The following is a 17,865-nucleotide window of genomic DNA, read 5'->3' as shown; positions in this document are numbered from 1 at the left end:
GGGCCACGGCATCGGCCTTGAACTCGTCCGAGTAGTCCTTCATCGCCATCGGCGGTCTTCTCGCTTCCTCCGGATCAAGCAGATCCAGTATCAGCGTGTCCACCACTCAGGGGGAGGCCCCCTTGCCTGTGCGCGGCAATCCCCTCCCCCGACCGCGATGCTCACCACTGGCTTCAACGGTTTGAGGTGGCTCCACTTCTCCGGCTCGAAGTGGCCCCAAATGGTGATCGACTGCAGACGTGTTCCGGTTAGCGCCCGGGTTCCGACTTGCGATGGCCCCTGGATGACACTCGTTGAAACCCGTCTGGGTCGGAGTCTCGCGAAGGTCACGGAGGTCCGGTCAATTTGCCCGGGGTCCATGGCGGGTAAGCGGCGATCTCGGCGGTCCACTCAGTCGAGGCTCTCAACAGGGCCTCGGGCGTGATCCGACAGGCGACGGTGAACGGATCGCCTGCGCGATTCCTCTTCCGCCAGGGCGGCGAGAACTCAAGGTCCAAGCGGATCTCAAGGGCGATCTGATGCGCATCGGACCGGTCAGCCGCCAAGGCCAAGTTCGGCTCGGTGAACTCAAGACTGTCATCCGCCTGTTGGCCACCAAAAGGCGCGTGAGCGACTTCGCGAAGCCAGGAGGCCAAGGCGACGGCATCCTCTGGAGTCAAAGCCTGCCAGCGGAAGGCCCACGCCCCCTGCGGGCAATTCGCAGTACCCTCGACGATCAGCCAGCTCCGACGCTTCCCCATATGGGCAGCGTCGGGGAACTGGTAGTCCACCACCCCCAGCTCGATGCCATGCCCGTCAACGTCGATCAGTCGCATTGCTCCAGGATGTCATTCGAGGGGTTCTCCTCTCGCAGAATTGATTGGCGGGCTGAAGTACAGCTGACGCTCACGGCGATCACTCGGATCGGAGCTGAGCCCCTGGGTGTCGTGGCTGGTCAGTCCTTCTTTTCCCTTTCGGCCCAGCCCTATCACGGTGACCCTCCATGAGGATCCCACCACGCCCGCAACGGTGGGGCCAGCTGAAACCGCAACAACCCCCAAACGCTCCCGAGCGCCCCCTGCCTAGGGCCACTTCGGGCCGGAGAAGTGGGGCCGACCCAAACCGCCAAAGCCACACCACCCCCGACCACAGACCCGACCACGATGCTCGCCACCCCCGACCACACACCTGACCATGCAGGTCACAGACCTGCGCACTCGTCACGTCCGAAAGACTGCGCGATCGGTTTGGTCATTGCGCATCGCAGGAACCCAGCCACCGCCCCGCGATTGCGCAGACTGCGCAGCGACCTAGACCGTTGCGCACCGGGGTGCGTCTGGTGTGATGGCGCTGCGCGTTGGACGCCGGCGCGCTGCGCAGCGATTGCGCAGGCTGTCCGCGTGGCCTTTCGTGGGTCTCGTGCTGGCAGAAGGTCCAAGGGGTGGAAGGCGTTGAGCATGCCCTCGCCCTCACCAGCCTGGTCACTGCCCGAGCCGATGCGCGCTATACCGGTCAACGACCCCGTGCTGCCTGCGGGGTGGGCTGCGCAGTTGAAGTTATGGACAGGGTTTGGCACTGTCCGTTGTCCAATGGGCCAGGGCCTCTCCGGTCAGCGGGGAGTGACACCGAAGAGGCCCTGGCGAATCGGGAGGGGGCGTTCCCCCCGGAGCGAGCTCAGACTTGGAGCCAGATCGCGTGGTCCGGTTCCAGAAGTCCGTCCGTGATCGGGCCGCTGGCCAGCAGGGTCGTGGTGTGTGCGGGTAGCCGGTACGGCTCGTCCGAGAGGTTGACCACGCACAGGAAACCGGGGTCGCGGCGGAAGGCGAGGACGCCGGCGGGGGCTTCGTCCCAGGCGAGGGTGCCGTCGCCGAGGGCGGGGTGTTCGCGGCGCAGGTGCAGGGCGGTGCGGTACAGCTCCAGCATCGAGGTTTCGTCGCCGGTCTGGGCCTGCGCGGTGCGTTCGCTCCAGTTCGCGGGCTGTGGCAGCCAGGGTTCGGCGGAGGCGTTCTCGGGGCTGAAGCCGAAGGGCGCATTCTGTCCGGACCAGGGAATCGGTACGCGGCAGCCGTCGCGGCCGCGGTCGGTGTGGCCGGAGCGTTCCCAGATGGGGTCCTGGAGGACAGTTTCGGGGAGGTCTTCGACCTCGGGCAGGCCGAGTTCGTCGCCCTGGTAGATGTAGGCGCCGCCAGGCAGAGCGAGCATCAGGAGGGCTGCGGCCCTGGCACGCCGGGTGCCCAGCTCCAGGTCGATGTCGCTTTCGGGCTGGTATCGCTGGTTGGGGACCCAGCGTGCGACGTTTTTGCGGGCGTAGCGGCTGGTGTGGCGCATGACGTCGTGGTTGGACAGGACCCAGGTGGCCGGTGCGCCGACGCCGCTGAGCATGGCGAGGGAGTCGTCGATGACGGTGCGCAGGTCCTTGGCGTCCCAGCTGGCCATGAGGAAGTCGAAGTTGAAGGCGGTGTGCAGGCCGCCTGGGCGGACGTAGGCGGCGAGGCGTTCGGGGGTGTCGGCCCAGGCTTCGGCGACGAAGGCGCGGTCGCCGTCGAACTCGTCGGCGATCTTGCGCCAGGTGCGGTAGATGTCGTGGACCTCGTCACGGTCCCAGTGCGGGTGCTGGACGTAGGAGCAGGGCTCGCCGTCCGTCCGTCCGGAGAGGAGCGGCAGGTCGGGCAGTTCGGGGTCCTTGGCGAGGCCGTGGGCGACGTCGATGCGGAAGCCGTCGACGCCCCGGCTGAACCAGAACCGCAGGATGGATTCGAACTCGGCGTGGACGTCGGGGTGTTGCCAGTTGAGGTCGGGCTGTTCGGGAGCGTACAGGTGGAGGTACCAATCCCCGTCGGGCAGGCGGGTCCATGCCGGGCCGCCGAAGCAGGAGACCCAGTTGTTCGGCGGCTCGGCGCCGCCGAGGCCGCGGCCGGGCCGGAAGATGTACCGCTCGCGTTCCGGGCTACCGGGGCCGGCGGCCAGCGCCTGCTGGAACCAGGCGTGGTGGTCGGAGGTGTGGTTGGGCACGATGTCGGGGATGACGCGGATTCCGTGTTCGTGGGCGTCGGCGATGAGCTGCTCGGCGTCGGCGAGGGTGCCGAACAGCGGGTCGATGGCGCGGAAGTCGGCGACGTCGTAACCGCCGTCGGCCATCGGTGACTTGTACCAGGGGTTGATCCACAGGGCGTCCACGCCGAGCGACTTGAGGTAGGGCAGGCGGGAGCGGATGCCGGCGATGTCGCCGACTCCGTCGCCGCCCGCGTCGGCGAAGCTGCGGACGTAGACCTGGTAGATGACGGCGCTGCGCCACCAGGACGCGGTGGAAGGCATGGTGCTGAAGAGTCCTTTGAAGCGGGGTGTGGGGGATCTGGGCCGGGAGCGGCGGCTACTTGGCGGCGCCCGCGGTGAGGCCGGCGACGATGCGGCGCTGGAAGACCAACACCATGATCACCAGGGGAACGGTGACCAGGACGCCCGCGGCCATCTGGCTGCCGAAGGGGATGTCGAACTGGGTAGCGCCGGTGAACTTGGAGATGGCGACCGGCGCGGTCTGGATGCTGGGCCGGTTCGTCATCGACAGGGCGATGAGGAACTCGTTCCAGGCGGCGATGAAGCAGATGATCGCCGTGGTGAAGATGCCCGGTGCGGCGAGCGGAAGGATGACCTTGCGGAATGCCTGGCCCTGGGTGCAGCCGTCGATCATCGCGGCCTCTTCCAGTTCGTCGGGCATCTGCTTGAAGAACGTGGTCAGGTTCCACACCGCCAGCGGCAGCACGAACGACATGCTCGGCACGATCATCGCCTGGTAGGTGTTGATCCAGCCGATGTCGGTGAACAGCTTCAGCAGCGGGACCACGATCGAGACGACAGGGAACATCGAGGTGGCGATGATCAGGGTCAGGATCAGCCGCTTGAAGGGGAAGTTCAGCCGGGCCATCGCGTACGCGGTGAACGTGGCCAGCAGCAGCGCCAGGACGGTGGTGATCCCAGAGACGATCAGGCTGTTGAGCAGGGCCTGGCCGAAGCCCTGGGAGGGGCTGAAGACCGCCCGGTAGTTCTCGAAGGACACCGAGGTCGGCAGCAGAGAGGTGTCGAAGATGTCGGAGCTGCGGCGCAGGCTGGAGACCAGCATCCAGTAGAAGGGGGCCAGGCAGTAGGCCACCACTGCGGCAACTCCCAGGTAGAGCAGCCAGGTTCGCCATTTCACGGTGGCCGTCATGCCGGCACCTCCGCACTTTTGGGCGCCAGGGTGCGCCGGAGCCTGCTCGTGCGCTTGGGCCTGGCCGGGCCGCCCACGTCACCGACGAGGTCCGCGCCCAGCAGCCGGACGAAGCCGAGCGCGATGAGGAAGACGTAGACGAACAGGAGCACCGCGTAGGCGGCGGCCGGTCCGAAGCGGACGTTGGACGCCTCGTTCTGGGCGAGCATGGAGAGGGTTTCCACGGAATTCTTCTGTGCGCCGATGAGGAGGTAGGGCAGGTCGAACATCCGCAGTGCGTCGAGGCAGCGGAAGAGCACGGCGACCAGCAGGGCGGGTTTCACCAGGGGCAGGGTGATCCGCCAGAACTGGGCGAACGGGCTCGCTCCGTCGAGGCGGGCCGCCTCGTAGACCTCCTTCGGGATCACCTGCAGGCCAGCCAGGACCAGAAGCCCGATGAAGGGGGAGGTCTTCCACACCTCGGCGATGATGACGGCGACCTTGGCGTGGAAGCCCTCGGTGGTCCACAGCACCTGGTGGCCGATCAGGGCGTTGGCAATGCCGTCGCTGTTGAAGATCCAGCGCCACAGCAGGCCGGAGATGGCGGTGGGCACGGCCCAGGGGATGAGGATGCTGGCGCGGATGAGGGCCCGGCCGCTGAACGCCTTGTGCATGATCAGCGCCATCGCGACACCGATCAGCGTCTCCAGGCCCACGGTGACGACGGTGAAGAACGTGGTGTTCCAGAAGGCGTTCCAGAACCGGTCGCCGGCCTCGCCGAAGATGTCGGCGTAGTTCTGCAGGCCGACGAACGGCTCGGTGTCGCTGATGAAGCCGGTCTTCGGGTCCAGCCCTTTGGTCCCGTACAGCGACTCCTTGAACGCCATGACCGTCGGGTAGAGGACGACCACGGTGAGCACCAGGAGCGTCGGCGACACCAGCAGTGCCGCCGTGCGTCCCGAAGCCGCGGTCGCCCACGCCCGGCTGCTGCCCCTTCTCGACCCGGAGGACTTTCCGGCACGACTGCCCGCCGTGGGGGTGGGGCCGTCCGCGGCGGCGTGGGGTGGAGTCTTGATGTCGACCACGGCTTTCCTCCTCACTGTGCAGCGGACTTCTGGAGTTCGCTCTGCAGGTCCTTCAGCGCCTGCGCGCTGGACTTGTCACCGTTCAGGGCCGTGTACGCCTCCTGCTGGATCGCCGAGGACGCGTCCCCGTACTGCACCACCCGCGGGCGAGGCACGGCACCCAGGATCGACTTCTTCAGCACCGGCAAGTACGGGTACTGCTTGACCAGCGCCGCATCGTCGTAGAGGGATCCGTACGGCGGAGCCATGGAGGCGCCCTTGAGGAACGTCGCCGCGCTGGCCTCGCTGGTGAAGAACTTCATGAAGTCCAGCGCGGTCGCCTTGTTCTTGGCGAACGAGGACAGGGCCACGTTGTGGCCGCCCAGGCTCGAGGAACCGGCCCCGGTCAGGCCGGGCAGCGGCGCGACCGCGAACTTGCCCGCGACCTTGCTCTTCTCGGCCAGCGAGTACACGTAAGGCCAGTTCCGCAGGAAGAGCAGTTTGCCGGACTGGAACGCCTGGCGGCCTTCCTCCTCCTGGTAGGTGATGGCTTCCTTGGGGATCGTGCCGTCCTTGAAGGAGTCGACGAGGAAGTCCAGGCCCTTCTTCGCCGCGGGCGTGTCGACGTCGGGCTTGCCGCCGGCGTCGGTGATGACGCCGCCGGCGGAGTTCACGGCCTCGGCGAAGTTCACCGTCAGGCCCTCGTACTTCTGGAACTGGCCCGCGTAGCAGTCCAGGTCCTTGGCCTCGGGCAGCTGCTTGACCTTGGTGCAGTCGGCCTTCATCTCGGCCCATGTGGTCGGGGCGGCGCTGATGCCGGCCTTCTTCAGCAGGTCGGTGCGGTAGTACAGCACGCCGCCGTCGGAGGACTGCGGCACCGCGTACAGGTTGCCGCGGTACTTGCCCGTCTCCACCACCGGCTTGAGCATCTTGTCCAGCGGGAACTGATCGGCGGGCAATTGATCGATCCACTGGTGGGCGGCGAACTCCGAGGTCCACACCACGTCCGTCCACAGCACCGTGTAGGCGTCGGACTTCGTCTCGGCGTTCTGGATCATCTGCTGGCGCTGCTGGTTCACGTCCGCCGGCAGCTGCACGAAGGTGACCTTCTCCTTCGGGTGCTGCGCGTTCCAGCTGTCGATCACCTTCTGGACGACGCCGGAGCTGTCCTTGGCAGCGGCGAACGTGATCGGGCCGCGGCCGGTGAACGAGGGGCTCTTCGACTGGCCCGAAGAGCTGCCGCTGTCGGACGAGCCGCAGGCAGTGAGGACGAGCCCGGCGGCGACGAGCACGGCCGAGCACTGAAGGACTCTGCTGGTTCTGGCGTTCACTGTCTCTCCTGGACGTGCGGAACCGAAGTCTCGGCGAGGGCGCCCTGTAGGGAAGCTACCGAGATGACTCTGGGATGCCTCTGTTGCGAGACTGTGCTGTCACAGCATTCTGTAGATCAAAAGCGCAGGTCAAAGCATCGAAGGATGACTTCACGGTGACGGCTCTGCCCCCGCTGAGACAACGCTTGCACCGTAGGAGTGCGTCTGGCGGAAGTCAATGCGTAACGTCGCAGCAGCACGGATCGACTAGAGGGCAAATACCGTGCCTATATGTGATGAAACCGGTCACCCCATCCCGCCGAAGAGTCGAGACAGCGCTGTCACGAAGCCTCCCGCCTGAGGCTCGAACTGTGCTAACTTCCGCTCATGTCACCAGCTCAGCGGCACCCGACCCTGGCCGACGTCGCCGAACGGGCGGGAGTCTCCCCGTCGACCGTCTCGCGCACCATGCGCGGCCTGACCTCGGTCTCACCCGACGTCCGGGCCCGGGTCGAGCAGGCCGCACGCGAGCTGAACTTCGCGGTCTCCCGTCAGGCATCCAGCCTGGTCACCGGCCGCACCGGCGTGATGGCGGTGCTCGTGCCCACGCTCGACTCCTGGTTCATGGGAGCGGCACTGTCCAGCCTGGGCCCGCTCCTGCGGGAGGCGGGCATGGAGATGACCGTCTACGTCGTCCCCGACCTGGCCGAGCGAGCCGAGTTCTTCGACCGCCTGCCCGCCCGGCGCAACGCCGACGCCCTCCTGGTGTTCTGCTTCGACCTCACCAAGGAGGAGACCGCCCGCCTCGACGACCTGAGCATGCCCGTCATCTACATCAGCCAGCACGTCGAAGGCCGCCCCAGCGTCTACGTCGACGACGTCGCCGCCGCCCGCAAGGCCACCCGCCACCTGATCAACCTCGGCCACCGCCGCATCGCCTTCGCCCACAACGTCAACGCCCGCGGCTTCAGCTTCAGCTCACGCGAGCGCCTCGTCGGCTACCAGCAGGCACTCACCGAGGCAGGCATACCTCTGGACGACGACCTCGTCGTCACCACCCCGCCCCGCGACAAACGCGGCACCACCCAGGCCGTCGGCAACCTGCTCAGCCTGCGCGAACCACCCACAGCGATCTTCGCCGAACAGGACGAACTCGCCGCCTCCGTCATCTCCACCCTGCGCACCGTCCAGATAGAGGTCCCCCAGCGCATCTCCGTCCTCGGCTTCGACGACCAGCTGATGGCCGAATGGCTCGACCTGTCCACCGTCGCCCAGTCCCCCTCCGACCTGGGCCGCGCCGCCGCCGAACTAGCCCTGGAACTCATCAACGACCCCGACAGCGACCGCGGCCGGCACATCGTCCTGCCCACCCACCTCATCCCCCGAAAAACCACCGCCCCGCCTCCTGCTCCCCCCAGCGAACAGGAAGGCACCGACCGGCTTTCGGAGGACACAGCCCGCACGCGCTGACTTCCCGGGTCTCCCTCCGGTCACGGCGGCACTGGCATCCGAGCCACTCGGCCCCCGCCCATCAGGCGGTGAAGGGCAGTGCCTGGCCCGGCGCAAGGTCGTCGCGCAACCGCAGGAACCGGACGGGGTGACGGTAGAGGCCCGCGTCGATCGCGGTGCCGGCCCGGAACTCCGCTCAAGAGGGGCGTGGTGGGGACCGGCCAGTAGGGCGGATCGCTCAGCCGGCTCCGGTCCACAGACCGCCTTGCTCCATGACGGCGCGGAAAGCGTCGATCGTGGCCCGCGTCTCGGCAGCCCCGTCCCATTCCGTGCCGTACTCGCCAGTAGGCAGACGGCCCTCACAGATCAGGTGGCCGGCCGTCTCCGCGATGTCCTCGGGGTCGGCGAAGACGCGGTGCAGGACGGTGATCGGGCGCAGCATGGTGGTGAGGGCGGTGGTGGCTCCGTGGCGGGCGTAGGCCCAGCCGGTCTCGTCGTCCCAGCGCAAGCGCAGGCCGTGTCCGCTGGTGGTGCGGCCGATGTCCCACGTGAGCACGAGATACAGCGGAACGTCGGAGTGGGGACGGGTGCGATCGGCGCGGCCCCTCCCGGGCGCGATGGCCCGGTGGGTGAGGGCGGTGCCGACGGCCTTCAGGCAGGGCCAGTGCGGCAGCAGGCGCGCCCCACCGGACCCCAGCCCGGGCGGGTTGAGGATCACGACTCGCCTCCGTACACGGGCCCGGTCATGAAGCGCGGCGGCAGACCGCGGCCGGACCGATGACGCGGGCACCGAATTTCGCGCAGATCCGGTCGACGGCGCTCTCAGCGACCAGGCGATCCTCGCGGGCATCGTCGAGGCCGAGCTGCTCGGCCGCCCGCTAAGCACCGACCAGGTTTCAGCCCTCAGAGCGAGGTGGGTGAGACGGCCACGCTGCAGGCCGGCCGCGTCCATGCTTCGCCGCCACCTGCCCGTCCGGCACCAGGTAGTAGCCCTCCGCGATACGGATCGGATCGATCGACTCCGGCGGCACGAGCGCCTGGATCTCGATCGCCTTCGCCGTCGGCAACGGCAGCTCCCGCAACTCCTCATCCGAGATCGCCACCACCTGGTCCTTGGCGTACTCGTAGCCCTTGCCGATCTCCGACTGCGCGCGGGAGGAGATTGCCGAACTTCGGGTCCGGATCGAGGAGTTGACCGCTCGTCTCGCCGAGCGGGAAGAGGTTCTGTCCCGGCTGGAGATCACGCGGGAGACGATGACCGAGATCCTGTCCGGCGACGAGACGGTCACTATTGCCGGGGCGGAAACGGACGCCGAGGTTGCAGGGCTTGAGGCGCATCCGTCCCCGGCGGGATCGCCGGTCGAGGTGCGGCTGGTGCCGCAGTGGACGCCCGGACTGGGGATGGACGTGCTGCCGGATGCGTACCGGGACATCGTCGAGGTTCTCCAGGACGCGGTGCATCCGATGCGGGCGCATCACCTGTGTGCCGCGCTGGGCTTGTCGACGGACAAGAGCAAGGTGGAAGGCTTCCGGTCGAAGCTGAAACGGCTGGTCGAGCGGGGCTGGCTGACGGAGGAGGGGCCGGGACTGTTCACGCCGGGCCAGTTGCTGGCGGCGGACGGGGATGCGCCGGTGCAGGCGGAAAGCTCCGCCGTGCGCGGCCGCGCCGGTGTGGGGTCGGGCTCTCGTCCCCAGCGTCGTTGGTGCCAACCAAAACGAGAGCCGAAAAAGGCGAGAGCCCGATGACTGGAGCGTATGCGGCCTCCGCGGTGGCTGACCCCTTTGACCGAGCCACTTCTTTCCTCACTTGTCTCATCGATTCCCTCTCCCGTCCCGATGCACTGCTCCTGCCTCACGACCAGGTGGAGCAGGATGCGGAGAACGGGGCGAGGGAACTGGCGCGTCTGCTCCTGCAGGGCCACCTGGACCTGCGTGCCCGCCGGGAAGAAGCACACCTGACAGCCCTGGAGGCCGGCGGCCGGGCCGCACTCGCCGCCGGCCGCACCCGCCTGGAGAAGCACCACCGCCGTCAACTGGCCACCGTGGTCGGGACGGTGACCGTAACCCGGTGCGCACTGCGCGCCCCGAACCGGCCCAACTACTACCCGGCCGACGTGGTGTTGGGGCTCCCGGGCGTGCGTCACAGCCTGGGCCCGCGCCGCCTGGCGGTGCTGGAAGCCGCCCGCGGCTCCTACGACCAGGCGGTTGAGGCGGTCGAACGCCACTGCGGGACACCTCCACTGGGCAAACGCCAGGCCGAACAGCTGGTGCGGGCGGCCGCGGTGGACATCGCCGCCTTCTATGCCGCCCGCACCCCTGCTCCGGCAGCCCACACGACGCTGCTGGTGCTCAGCGTCGACGGCAAAGGGATCGTGATGCTGCCCGGCCATCTGCGGGAGGCGACGCGCAAGGCCGCCGAGCGTGCGACCCGCACCTTCCGCACCCGCCTGTCCGCCGGTGAGAAGACGGGCCGCAAGCGGATGGCGACCCTGGCGGTGGTGCACGACGCAGACCCGGCGCCGCGCCGGCCGCATGACAACATCGCCCCGCCCGGCGGCCGCGCCACGGGCCGCATCCCGAGAAAGGGGCCAAAAGCCCGCGCGAAGTCGCTCACCGCTTCCGTCGGACACCATGCGGACCAGGTGATTGCCGCCGCGTTCGACGAGGCCCAAGCCCGTGACCCGCAGCACCGCCGGTGCTGGGTGGTACTGGTCGACGGCGCCGCCCACCAGCTGGAGCTGATCCAGAAGGAGGCCGACCGCCGCGCGGTCACGATCCATATCGTCCTCGACATCGTGCACGTCATCGAGAAGGTGTCGGCCTGGACGGGAGCAGGGAAAACAGCAGGTCAACCATGGTTTTTCCGCCTCGCCGACGGGCTCACAGGGGCCACGAGCGTCACGGCGGGCGGACCGATCGCCACTCCGGCCCTCCCCCGCCTCACTCCGGAGCCATGCTGGAGGTGCACTGCCAGTCGTACCGCGCGTTGGCGCAGAGGGCCACGGAAGCCTGTGCCCGCTGCACCAGATTCCGAGCAAGCCGGACCTGAACGTCCGAGCGTTCCCGCCAACGGACTCCATCAGGGACAATCGACCCCATGTCGCTCTCCGAAGCCGCCGCACTCGCCCCGGGCGTCACCAACCCGTACCGGATCAAGTTCGTCCGGCGGCTGCCCGGCTCCCTGGACGAACTGCGCGGGCCGGTGCACGGTGTGGTCGAGCTGCCGCTGACGGTGGCCTGGTCCGGGCTGCGCTCCTTCGACCTGGACCGGCCGCGGCTGCGGATGAGCCTGTACCGCACGGTGCTGTCCGAGGGCATGCGCGAGGACCTGTGCCGCTTCCTCGACGCCGACCTGCTCATCGAACTATGGCCGACGCTGCGCACCCTGATCGGCACCGCCGTCCGCGACGCCTGGGAGGGCGCCTTCCCCGAACTGCGTGAAGCCGGCCGGACCACCGCCGCGTGAAGAAAACACCGATGCCGGAATTGCACGCCCGGCTCCTCGAAGACGTCCTCGCCCTCGGTTCGCCCTACCCGCTGGTGCTGACCGGTGGCTACGCCGTCCAGGCTCACCAGCTCGTCGACCGCCCCAGCCAGGACCTGGACGTCGCCACCCAGAACCCCGCCCCCATGGCCGACATCGCCCACGACCTGGTCGGCGGTCTGGTCCGGCTCGGATGGCGGGCCGAGACCATCGAGGTCTCCCCGCTCTCCGCCCGTTTCCTGGTCACCGATCCCGACAGCGGTCAGGAGTGCGAGGTCGACATCCTCAAGGAGGTCTTCTGACACCCCACCGTCCCGACCTCCTACGGTCCCGTCCTGTCCGAGCAGGACGTCATCGGCACCAAGGTCCGCGCCATCGCCGAACGCGGCGCCGCCCGCGACCTCATCGACGTCTACGCCGCCTCCCAACGCTGGACCACCGCCGACCTGGAAGAATTCGGCCGCCGCCACGCCCGCCCCGACACCCTCTTCGGCACCGCCGAACTCCAGGCGCGCCTGGTCGGCGCCGACTGGATCGACGACACCGAGTTCGCCGCGTACGGACTCGACGAACAGACCATCGCCGACCTGCGCACCTGGGCCCGCGACTGGTCCGATGCCATGGGACGCCGGGCCGCGGCCGAGACCCCGTACGAGAAGGAGTACGACGAAGCAGGATCCGTACAGGAAGATCCGTACGACAGCTTCGACCCGGACGCGTACGAGAACTGAGTTCCCCACCCGCATAGCGTCGCCGAACGCGCCTGTCCAGCACATCCCATCGGCCGGGCCGCTCGAGAGAGCAGCGGCGGCACCAGTTCGTATCAGCGGCGCTTCCTCCGGTTACCCTTCTTCCTGGCGCTGCCGCTCTTCCGCTTGCGTGCGGCATCCGCGCGCAGTCGGCCCAGGTGGGAGGAGCGGGCGCGCAGGGCTGCCACGTCGACGGCCGCCAGGCGTTCGAGGCCGGAGATATCCGGGTGGCCTGAGGTCTGGGCGACGCGGAGCATCGTGGTGAGGGTTTCGGCGTCGGCTCTGGTGTGGCCGACGGCATCCAACAGCCCAGTCTCGCCGTCGAGTTCTCGCATGAGCAGCAGGCTCTCGGTGGCGGCCAGGGCGTACTCGCGGTCGTCCATGTCTTCCATGCCGTCCGGGCCGTGCTCGGTCGCCTTGTCCGCGCGCAGCGTCGCCTCGGCCGCCTGTTCCTGGCCGACGAACAGGGCGCTGGGAGCGAGTTCGGGGTCGGTACGCAGGTGGCGGAGCAGGTCCGGGCCGTATCCGTCGGGCAGTTCGGCCACCAGCATCCGCAGCAGGCCGTTGCGGCGGGCGTGCAGGCGCACCCGCTTCAGCGCGTCCGCGAGGACGGGGCGGGCGGTGTCCCAGCCGCCGGCCGCCTCGATCCAGCCAGCCAGTTCGGTACGGGTGTGCTGGTCGTCGTACTCGTCGAAGAGAGCGGCGAGGAGGGTGGTGGCGTCGGCCGTGCGCAGGTCTCCGAGAGCCGGGGCAAAGCGGCCCAGCAAGGTGAGCAGCTCGCGGACCGCGTATGTGCCGAGCGGGGTAAGCCGGAGGAGCTCGACGTCGTCGCCCTCGCACGAGCGCAGGAGTGCGCGGAGATGTGCGGCCGGCCCGGTGCTCCCGTCCTCTGCGGCCAGGGATCGCAGGCCATCGAGGACCGAGGCGTCGACCGGCCCGCGTTCGAAGGCGATCACCCCGGTGCGTACGAGCAGGTCGAGGACCACGCGAAGTTCCGCCGGGGAGTATGTGTCCTCTCCCTCGCCCGGCCACCGGTCGTCGTCCAGGTGCCCCGCCCGCACCGTATGCCACAGCATCGGCCAGGGCGTGCCGGCGGGCATGCCGTACAGCGCGGCCAACAGGTCGGTGAGCAGCAGGTCGAAGCGCGGATAGAGCCGGGAGGGGACGTCCCACACCGGACCGATGAGCAGCGGATCGCGCAGGGCGGGAAGGGCGGTGAGCGCGCGGGCGGCGAGTGCGAGCGGGTCCTCGCGTACGGTACGGGCGCCGGCGACCGCGACCAGACGGCCGCGGTACGCCCGCACCAGGCGGGCTTCGCGCGCCCACTCCACCAGGAGCCGCAGGTAGGGGAGTTGATCGGCGCGGCGGATGTGGTCGAAGCCGTCGCCGGCCAGATGCTTCAGCGGCCCCGCAACCGCGCCCAAGCCGCGGTCGATGCCCAGATGGCAGGCGAGTTCGAGGGCGTCGGCGGTCTTCAGCCGGCCGGTCTTGGTGAGCGGCCGGCCATCTTTGCCGAGCCACCTGGCCACCTCGGCCAGTTGCCCGAGGATGTCCACGCTGGCAGCCGCCTCGCGCAGGGCCTCCTCGTCGCCGAGATCAACGACCGGCAGCGGCAGCGTCCGCTCCTCCAGCAGACTGTGGCCATCGGGCCCCGCACCCAGGAACCCACCGAGGAACTGATTGCCCATCACCTTGGCCAGCGCCGCCTCGTCGTACTCGACCCGCCCCGCGCGGACATCAGCGATGAACCGGTCCAGGGCCCGCTCGTCACGCACGTCGACACCGCTGCGGGCCGCGGTCAGCATCCAGAACTTGGCGGACCTCATGAAGCGGGGATCCTCCATGGCCTCCGCGTGGGCCTGGCGCAGTGACTCCGCCACTCCCCGCAGCCGGGCGGGGTCGTCCGAGCGGACGTCGAGCAGGCCGGAAGCGGCAAGGAACTCCACCAGCGTGGCGACGGCACCGGGCGCGTCGTGTTCCTCGATCTCCTCCGGCAGGACGGTCACGTTCCGCGGCAGCCACTCCAGGAGCAGCGCCCGCACATGCTCCTCGCGCCACAGCGCGAGCCGCCCGTCCGCCGTGCCACGATGCCGGTACTCCAGCGCCTGCTCGACCGTGAACTCGTCCAGGCTGCCGGCCTCGGACCCGCGCCGTCGCTCGTCGTACTCGGAGGTGAGACGGACCAGAATCTCGCAGGTGGCCTCGAAGCCATCACCGTCGTCACCCCCAACACCCGCACCAGCGGCGTCCCCATCGGGACCGGGAACGAACAGCAACCTCACACCTGGACCATCGCTTTCTCATCATGACCGGTTGTCCGGGCACCGACGATAGGGCTCCTGCGCCAACTGCACGCCGGTGCTTGACGCGGGAGCGAGGGGCGTGCATGCCCAGAGACCACCGCTCCTGAAACCAAGACTCACTATCCCTTGCCCCATGGATCCGTACGGCCCAGGGGACCCACACACCGAAGCACGCGTGCCTCCTTGGGTTCTATAGGTCGTTGCAACATCCCTCAGGACGGGTGTTGCAACGACCTATAGAACCCAAGCGCGAGAGTGGGGCCAGTTCTCGTCCGTGAAGCCACCCATTCACTTGCGGGCGCGCTCCTGGGCGACCGGGATGCTGCGCACGGTCTTCAGTTCGGCGGACGCCGCCCGGCCTTGCCTGTGTGCGTTGATCCCCTCCCCCGACCACGATGTTCACCACCCCCGACCACAGGCCAGACCATGCAGGTCACAGACCTGCGCAGCCGTCACGTCCGAAAGGCTGCGCGATCGGGTTGGTCATTGCGCATCTCACGAGGTCAGCCACCGCCCCGCGGTTGCGCAGACTGCGTAGCGACGTAGGCCGTTGCGCAGCGGGGTGCGTCGGGTGTGATGGCGCTGCGCGCTGGACACAGGCGCTCTGCGCAGCGGTTGCGCAGGCTGCCCGCGTGGCTTTCCGCGGGTCTCGTGCTGCAGAAGGTTCCAGAAGTGGAAGGCGTTGAGCGTGCCCTCGCCCTCGCCCGCCTGGTCGCTGCAGGAGCTGGTCGCTCGCGCGTCGTTGGTGGGGGCAGTGAGGCTGGAGAGCGCGTGTGTTTGGCTCAGAGGCTGCCCGGGCGGACCAGGCCGGTTCTCTTGACGCCGGTCAGGACGGGGGTGACGTCGATGGTGGTGATGTGTTCGAGGGCGCCGATGGTGTCGCTCAGGAAGTGGTAGAGCGCGTCCAGGTCAGCGGCGGCGACGGCCACGAGGAGGTTGGCGGTGCCGGTGGTGGCGGACGCGAAGCGGACCTGGGGATGGCGGCTGAGCTGCCGTCCTGTCTTCTCCAGGCCGCCGGGCGCGACGGTGATCCACAGGAGGGCTTCGGTGCGGATGCCCAGCCGGGCGAGGTCGACCTCGGTGGCGAGTCTGAGGACCTGACCGCCGACCAGGGCCTCGAGGCGGCGGCGGGCGGTGAGGGCGGTGGTGTCGGCGCGGTGGGCGAGGTCGGTGTAGGAGGCTCGTCCGTCCTCGATCAGAGCGGTGATCAGCTGGTGGTCCAGGGGCTGGAGGGCGGGGCGCGCGGGCGCCGCGGGCAGGTCCGGCCGCAGGCCGGCCAGTTCGGCCTCCGTCAGCAGGCCGCCGCTCCAGTCGAAGGCGGCGGGGAAGACCCGCAGCAGGACGTGGGAGGTCCAGGACTGGACCGCGGGGGTGGCAGGGAGGTCGCGCAGCAGCAGGTTGTTGCGTGCGTCCGGGCCGTCCAGGAAGAGGATGGTGCAGATTTCGTCTCCGCCGCCGAGGACGTCCACCCAGATGGTGTCGGGGCGGCGGGCGAGGGTGGCGGCGATGGCGCTGATCCGGTTGGGCTTGCAGCGGATGCGCAGGGCCAGCGGGATCAGATCGGGGAAGTGCACGGGGTTGCGCACGGCGGTGGCGCGCAGGGTCCCGTCACCGAACAGCGGCGCTGATCGTCGCACGACGGTGCGCTCCGAGATGCCCAGGGCACGGCCGACCGTCCGCCATGAGGCGCGCGGGGCGGCCAGCATCGCAGCGGCGATCCGGCTGTCCGTCTCATTCAACTGCTGGCGCACTTTCTCCACAGTTCAAGATTTTATGTCCTGCTTCCTTGATTCGTAGTGGTATTTCTGGCTCAGATTTTCGCTCCGTCCTAGAAACGTCTCAGAGCAACCGAGACGAGAGAGCAGGTGAGCACGATGACCGGTACCGGTATCGAGCGCATGGTCGTGGACACCGAGCGGGGCAAGGTCAGGGGTGTCGTGGAGGGTGGGGCGGTCTCCTTCCGGGGCCTCCCCTACGCCGCCTCGCCGGTGGGCGAGATGCGGTTCGCGCCGCCGCAGCCGCACCCGGGCTGGACGCAGGTGCGGGATGCGGCACAGGCCGGGCCGTCCGTGCCGCAGGCGGCCTCCCGGCTGGAGAAGGTGCAGGGGCCGCGCGTGCCGGACTGGAACGAGGACGGCAGCCTGACGGTCAACGTCTTCACCCCGCGCCGGGCCCTGGGGGACGGCGCGCCCCGTCCGGTCCTGGTGTGGTGGCACGGGGGCGGGTTCACCAGCGGCTCCGGCGGCTGGGACTGGTACGACGGCGCCCGCCTGGCCGCCCTGGGCGACATCGTGGTGGTCACCGCCAACTACCGTGTCGGACCGCTGGGTTACCTCTACCTGCCGGAAATCGGCGCCGCCAACCTCGGCCCCCAGGACCAGGCGGCCGTGCTGCGCTGGGTGCAGGACAACATCGCCTCCTTCGGCGGCGATCCGCGCACCGTCACCGTCGGCGGGCAGTCCGCCGGGGCCTACTCCTCCCTGATGCTCGCCCTCGACCCCGCCACGAACGCATCCATCACCCGCGTACTGCTGCAGAGCGGCCCCTTCGGCCTGAACCCTCAGGATCCCCGCCAGGCCGCCGAGCACGCCGACGCCTACCTGCGCCTGCTGGGCATCCCGGCCGGCACGGACACCGCGAAGGCCCTGCGCACCCTGCCGGCCGAGCAGCTGCTGGACGCCTACGGCCGGCTCTCCGGCCAGCTCGCGGCCCCGGGCAACGCCGCCCCGCCGATGTACCCGGTCCTCGGCGCCCCCGGCATGCCCCGCACCCGGCAACAGGCACTCGCGGACGGCGCCCTGGAGGGCAAGCCGCTGCTGATCGGCACCACCCGCGACGAGGCGACGGCCTTCACCGCCTTCGACCCCCGCATCCAGAACCTCACCACCACCAGCGCCCTGGACCTGCTCACCGCCCAGAGCGGCCGGCAGGCCGCCCAGGACATCTACCAGCAGCACACCGCCCGCCTCGGCGAGCGGGCGACGCCGGCGCAGATCTTCACCGCGATACTGACCGACGGGCTCTTCCGCGACGGTTCGCTGGACGTGGCCGACCACCATGCAGCCGGCGGGAACACCACGTACGTCTACGAGTTCGACTACGCCCCCGCCGAGGACCCGTACGCCCTCGGTGCCACGCACTGCGCCGAACTGCCCTTCCTCTTCAACACCTTCGACGCCTACCCCCACATCCCCGCCCTCACCCGGGCCGAAGACGCCGAGCGCGCCCTGGGCCGCGAATTCGCCACCGCTGTCGCCGAGTTCGTCACCACGGGCACCGTCCACAACTGGCTGCCGTACGCCCCCGCGACCGCCGCCCGAATCCGCCACTTCGCCTGAAAAGCG

13 protein-coding genes and 2 pseudogenes are annotated in these 17,865 nt (G+C 69.1%); 6 read left to right on the top strand and 9 right to left on the bottom strand.

The genetic code is table 11. The annotated features are described in order from the left end of the window. Positions 1-326: 326 nt before the first annotated feature. The 5 genes from ABKA17_RS42970 to ABKA17_RS42950 form a co-directional block, all read right to left on the bottom strand. Complete coding sequence (locus tag ABKA17_RS42970; protein WP_353697845.1) at positions 327-815, bottom strand: WapI family immunity protein; 489 nt, start codon at positions 813-815, stop codon at positions 327-329. 838 nt (positions 816-1,653) lie between these two features. Then, complete coding sequence (locus tag ABKA17_RS42965; RefSeq protein WP_353697844.1) at positions 1,654-3,294, bottom strand: glycoside hydrolase family 13 protein; 1,641 nt, start codon at positions 3,292-3,294, stop codon at positions 1,654-1,656. A gap of 55 nt (positions 3,295-3,349) precedes the next feature. Further along, positions 3,350-4,183, bottom strand: a complete 834-nt coding sequence (locus ABKA17_RS42960) for a carbohydrate ABC transporter permease (RefSeq protein WP_353697843.1) — start codon at positions 4,181-4,183, stop codon at positions 3,350-3,352. Beyond that, positions 4,180-5,247 carry a carbohydrate ABC transporter permease gene (locus ABKA17_RS42955; RefSeq protein WP_353697842.1) on the bottom strand — a complete coding sequence of 356 codons (1,068 nt, stop codon included), beginning with the start codon at positions 5,245-5,247 and terminating at the stop codon, positions 4,180-4,182. Before ABKA17_RS42955 ends, ABKA17_RS42960 begins: the two co-directional genes overlap by 4 nt. A gap of 11 nt (positions 5,248-5,258) precedes the next feature. Beyond that, the gene (locus tag ABKA17_RS42950) at positions 5,259-6,557 is read right to left on the bottom strand and encodes an ABC transporter substrate-binding protein (RefSeq protein ID WP_353697841.1); all 1,299 of its coding nucleotides are present in this window, start codon (positions 6,555-6,557) and stop codon (positions 5,259-5,261) included. Between the two features lie 366 nt (positions 6,558-6,923). Here ABKA17_RS42950 and ABKA17_RS42945 point away from each other — a divergent pair, with 366 nt between their 5' ends. Continuing rightward, positions 6,924-8,006 (top strand): LacI family DNA-binding transcriptional regulator, encoded by a 1,083-nt coding sequence (locus tag ABKA17_RS42945; protein ID WP_353697840.1) that lies wholly within the window; start codon positions 6,924-6,926, stop codon positions 8,004-8,006. Positions 8,007-8,223: 217 nt separating this feature from the next. On the opposite strand, the gene ABKA17_RS42940 is transcribed toward ABKA17_RS42945, so the two are convergent. Together ABKA17_RS42940 and ABKA17_RS42935 are read right to left on the bottom strand one after the other, a co-directional pair. Beyond that, a complete protein-coding gene (locus ABKA17_RS42940; protein ID WP_353697839.1) occupies positions 8,224-8,703 on the bottom strand; it encodes a hypothetical protein in 480 nt (159 codons plus the stop codon). Positions 8,704-8,938: 235 nt separating this feature from the next. Next, positions 8,939-9,169: pseudogene (locus ABKA17_RS42935) on the bottom strand (Ku protein); the annotation flags it as partial. Between ABKA17_RS42935 and ABKA17_RS42930 the strand changes: the two are divergent. The 4 genes and pseudogenes from ABKA17_RS42930 to ABKA17_RS42915 all read left to right on the top strand — a co-directional run bounded on the left by ABKA17_RS42930 (position 9,117) and on the right by ABKA17_RS42915 (position 12,200). After that, the gene (locus ABKA17_RS42930; RefSeq protein ID WP_353697838.1) at positions 9,117-9,731 is read left to right on the top strand and encodes a hypothetical protein; all 615 of its coding nucleotides are present in this window, start codon (positions 9,117-9,119) and stop codon (positions 9,729-9,731) included. The pseudogene ABKA17_RS42935 and the gene ABKA17_RS42930 overlap by 53 nt on opposite strands. Continuing rightward, a complete protein-coding gene (locus ABKA17_RS42925; protein WP_353697837.1) occupies positions 9,728-11,215 on the top strand; it encodes an ISKra4 family transposase in 1,488 nt (495 codons plus the stop codon). Before ABKA17_RS42930 ends, ABKA17_RS42925 begins: the two co-directional genes overlap by 4 nt. Continuing rightward, entirely contained in the window at positions 11,137-11,451 is a 315-nt protein-coding gene (locus ABKA17_RS42920) for a transcriptional regulator (RefSeq protein WP_353697862.1), read from the top strand. Before ABKA17_RS42925 ends, ABKA17_RS42920 begins: the two co-directional genes overlap by 79 nt. An 11-nt stretch (positions 11,452-11,462) precedes the next feature. After that, positions 11,463-12,200: pseudogene (locus ABKA17_RS42915) on the top strand (nucleotidyl transferase AbiEii/AbiGii toxin family protein). Positions 12,201-12,292: 92 nt separating this feature from the next. Here the strand turns inward: ABKA17_RS42915 and ABKA17_RS42910 are convergent. Together ABKA17_RS42910 and ABKA17_RS42905 are read right to left on the bottom strand one after the other, a co-directional pair. Then, positions 12,293-14,500: a hypothetical protein gene (locus ABKA17_RS42910; protein ID WP_353697836.1), complete on the bottom strand. Its 2,208-nt coding sequence runs from the start codon at positions 14,498-14,500 to the stop codon at positions 12,293-12,295. An 803-nt stretch (positions 14,501-15,303) separates the two neighbouring features. Further along, on the bottom strand, positions 15,304-16,281 hold the full coding sequence (locus ABKA17_RS42905) for an Lrp/AsnC ligand binding domain-containing protein (RefSeq protein WP_353697835.1): 978 nt from the start codon (positions 16,279-16,281) through the stop codon (positions 15,304-15,306). Positions 16,282-16,395: 114 nt separating this feature from the next. Here ABKA17_RS42905 and ABKA17_RS42900 point away from each other — a divergent pair, with 114 nt between their 5' ends. Beyond that, on the top strand, positions 16,396-17,859 hold the full coding sequence (locus ABKA17_RS42900) for a carboxylesterase/lipase family protein (RefSeq protein WP_353697834.1): 1,464 nt from the start codon (positions 16,396-16,398) through the stop codon (positions 17,857-17,859). Positions 17,860-17,865: the final 6 nt, after the last annotated feature.

Origin of the sequence: Streptomyces sp. RG80, assembly GCF_040446465.1 — a bacterium.
Lineage (GTDB): Bacteria > Actinomycetota > Actinomycetes > Streptomycetales > Streptomycetaceae > Streptomyces.
The sequence above is the reverse complement of the archived record's forward strand: the minus strand, read 5'-3'. Positions and strand labels throughout refer to the sequence as shown.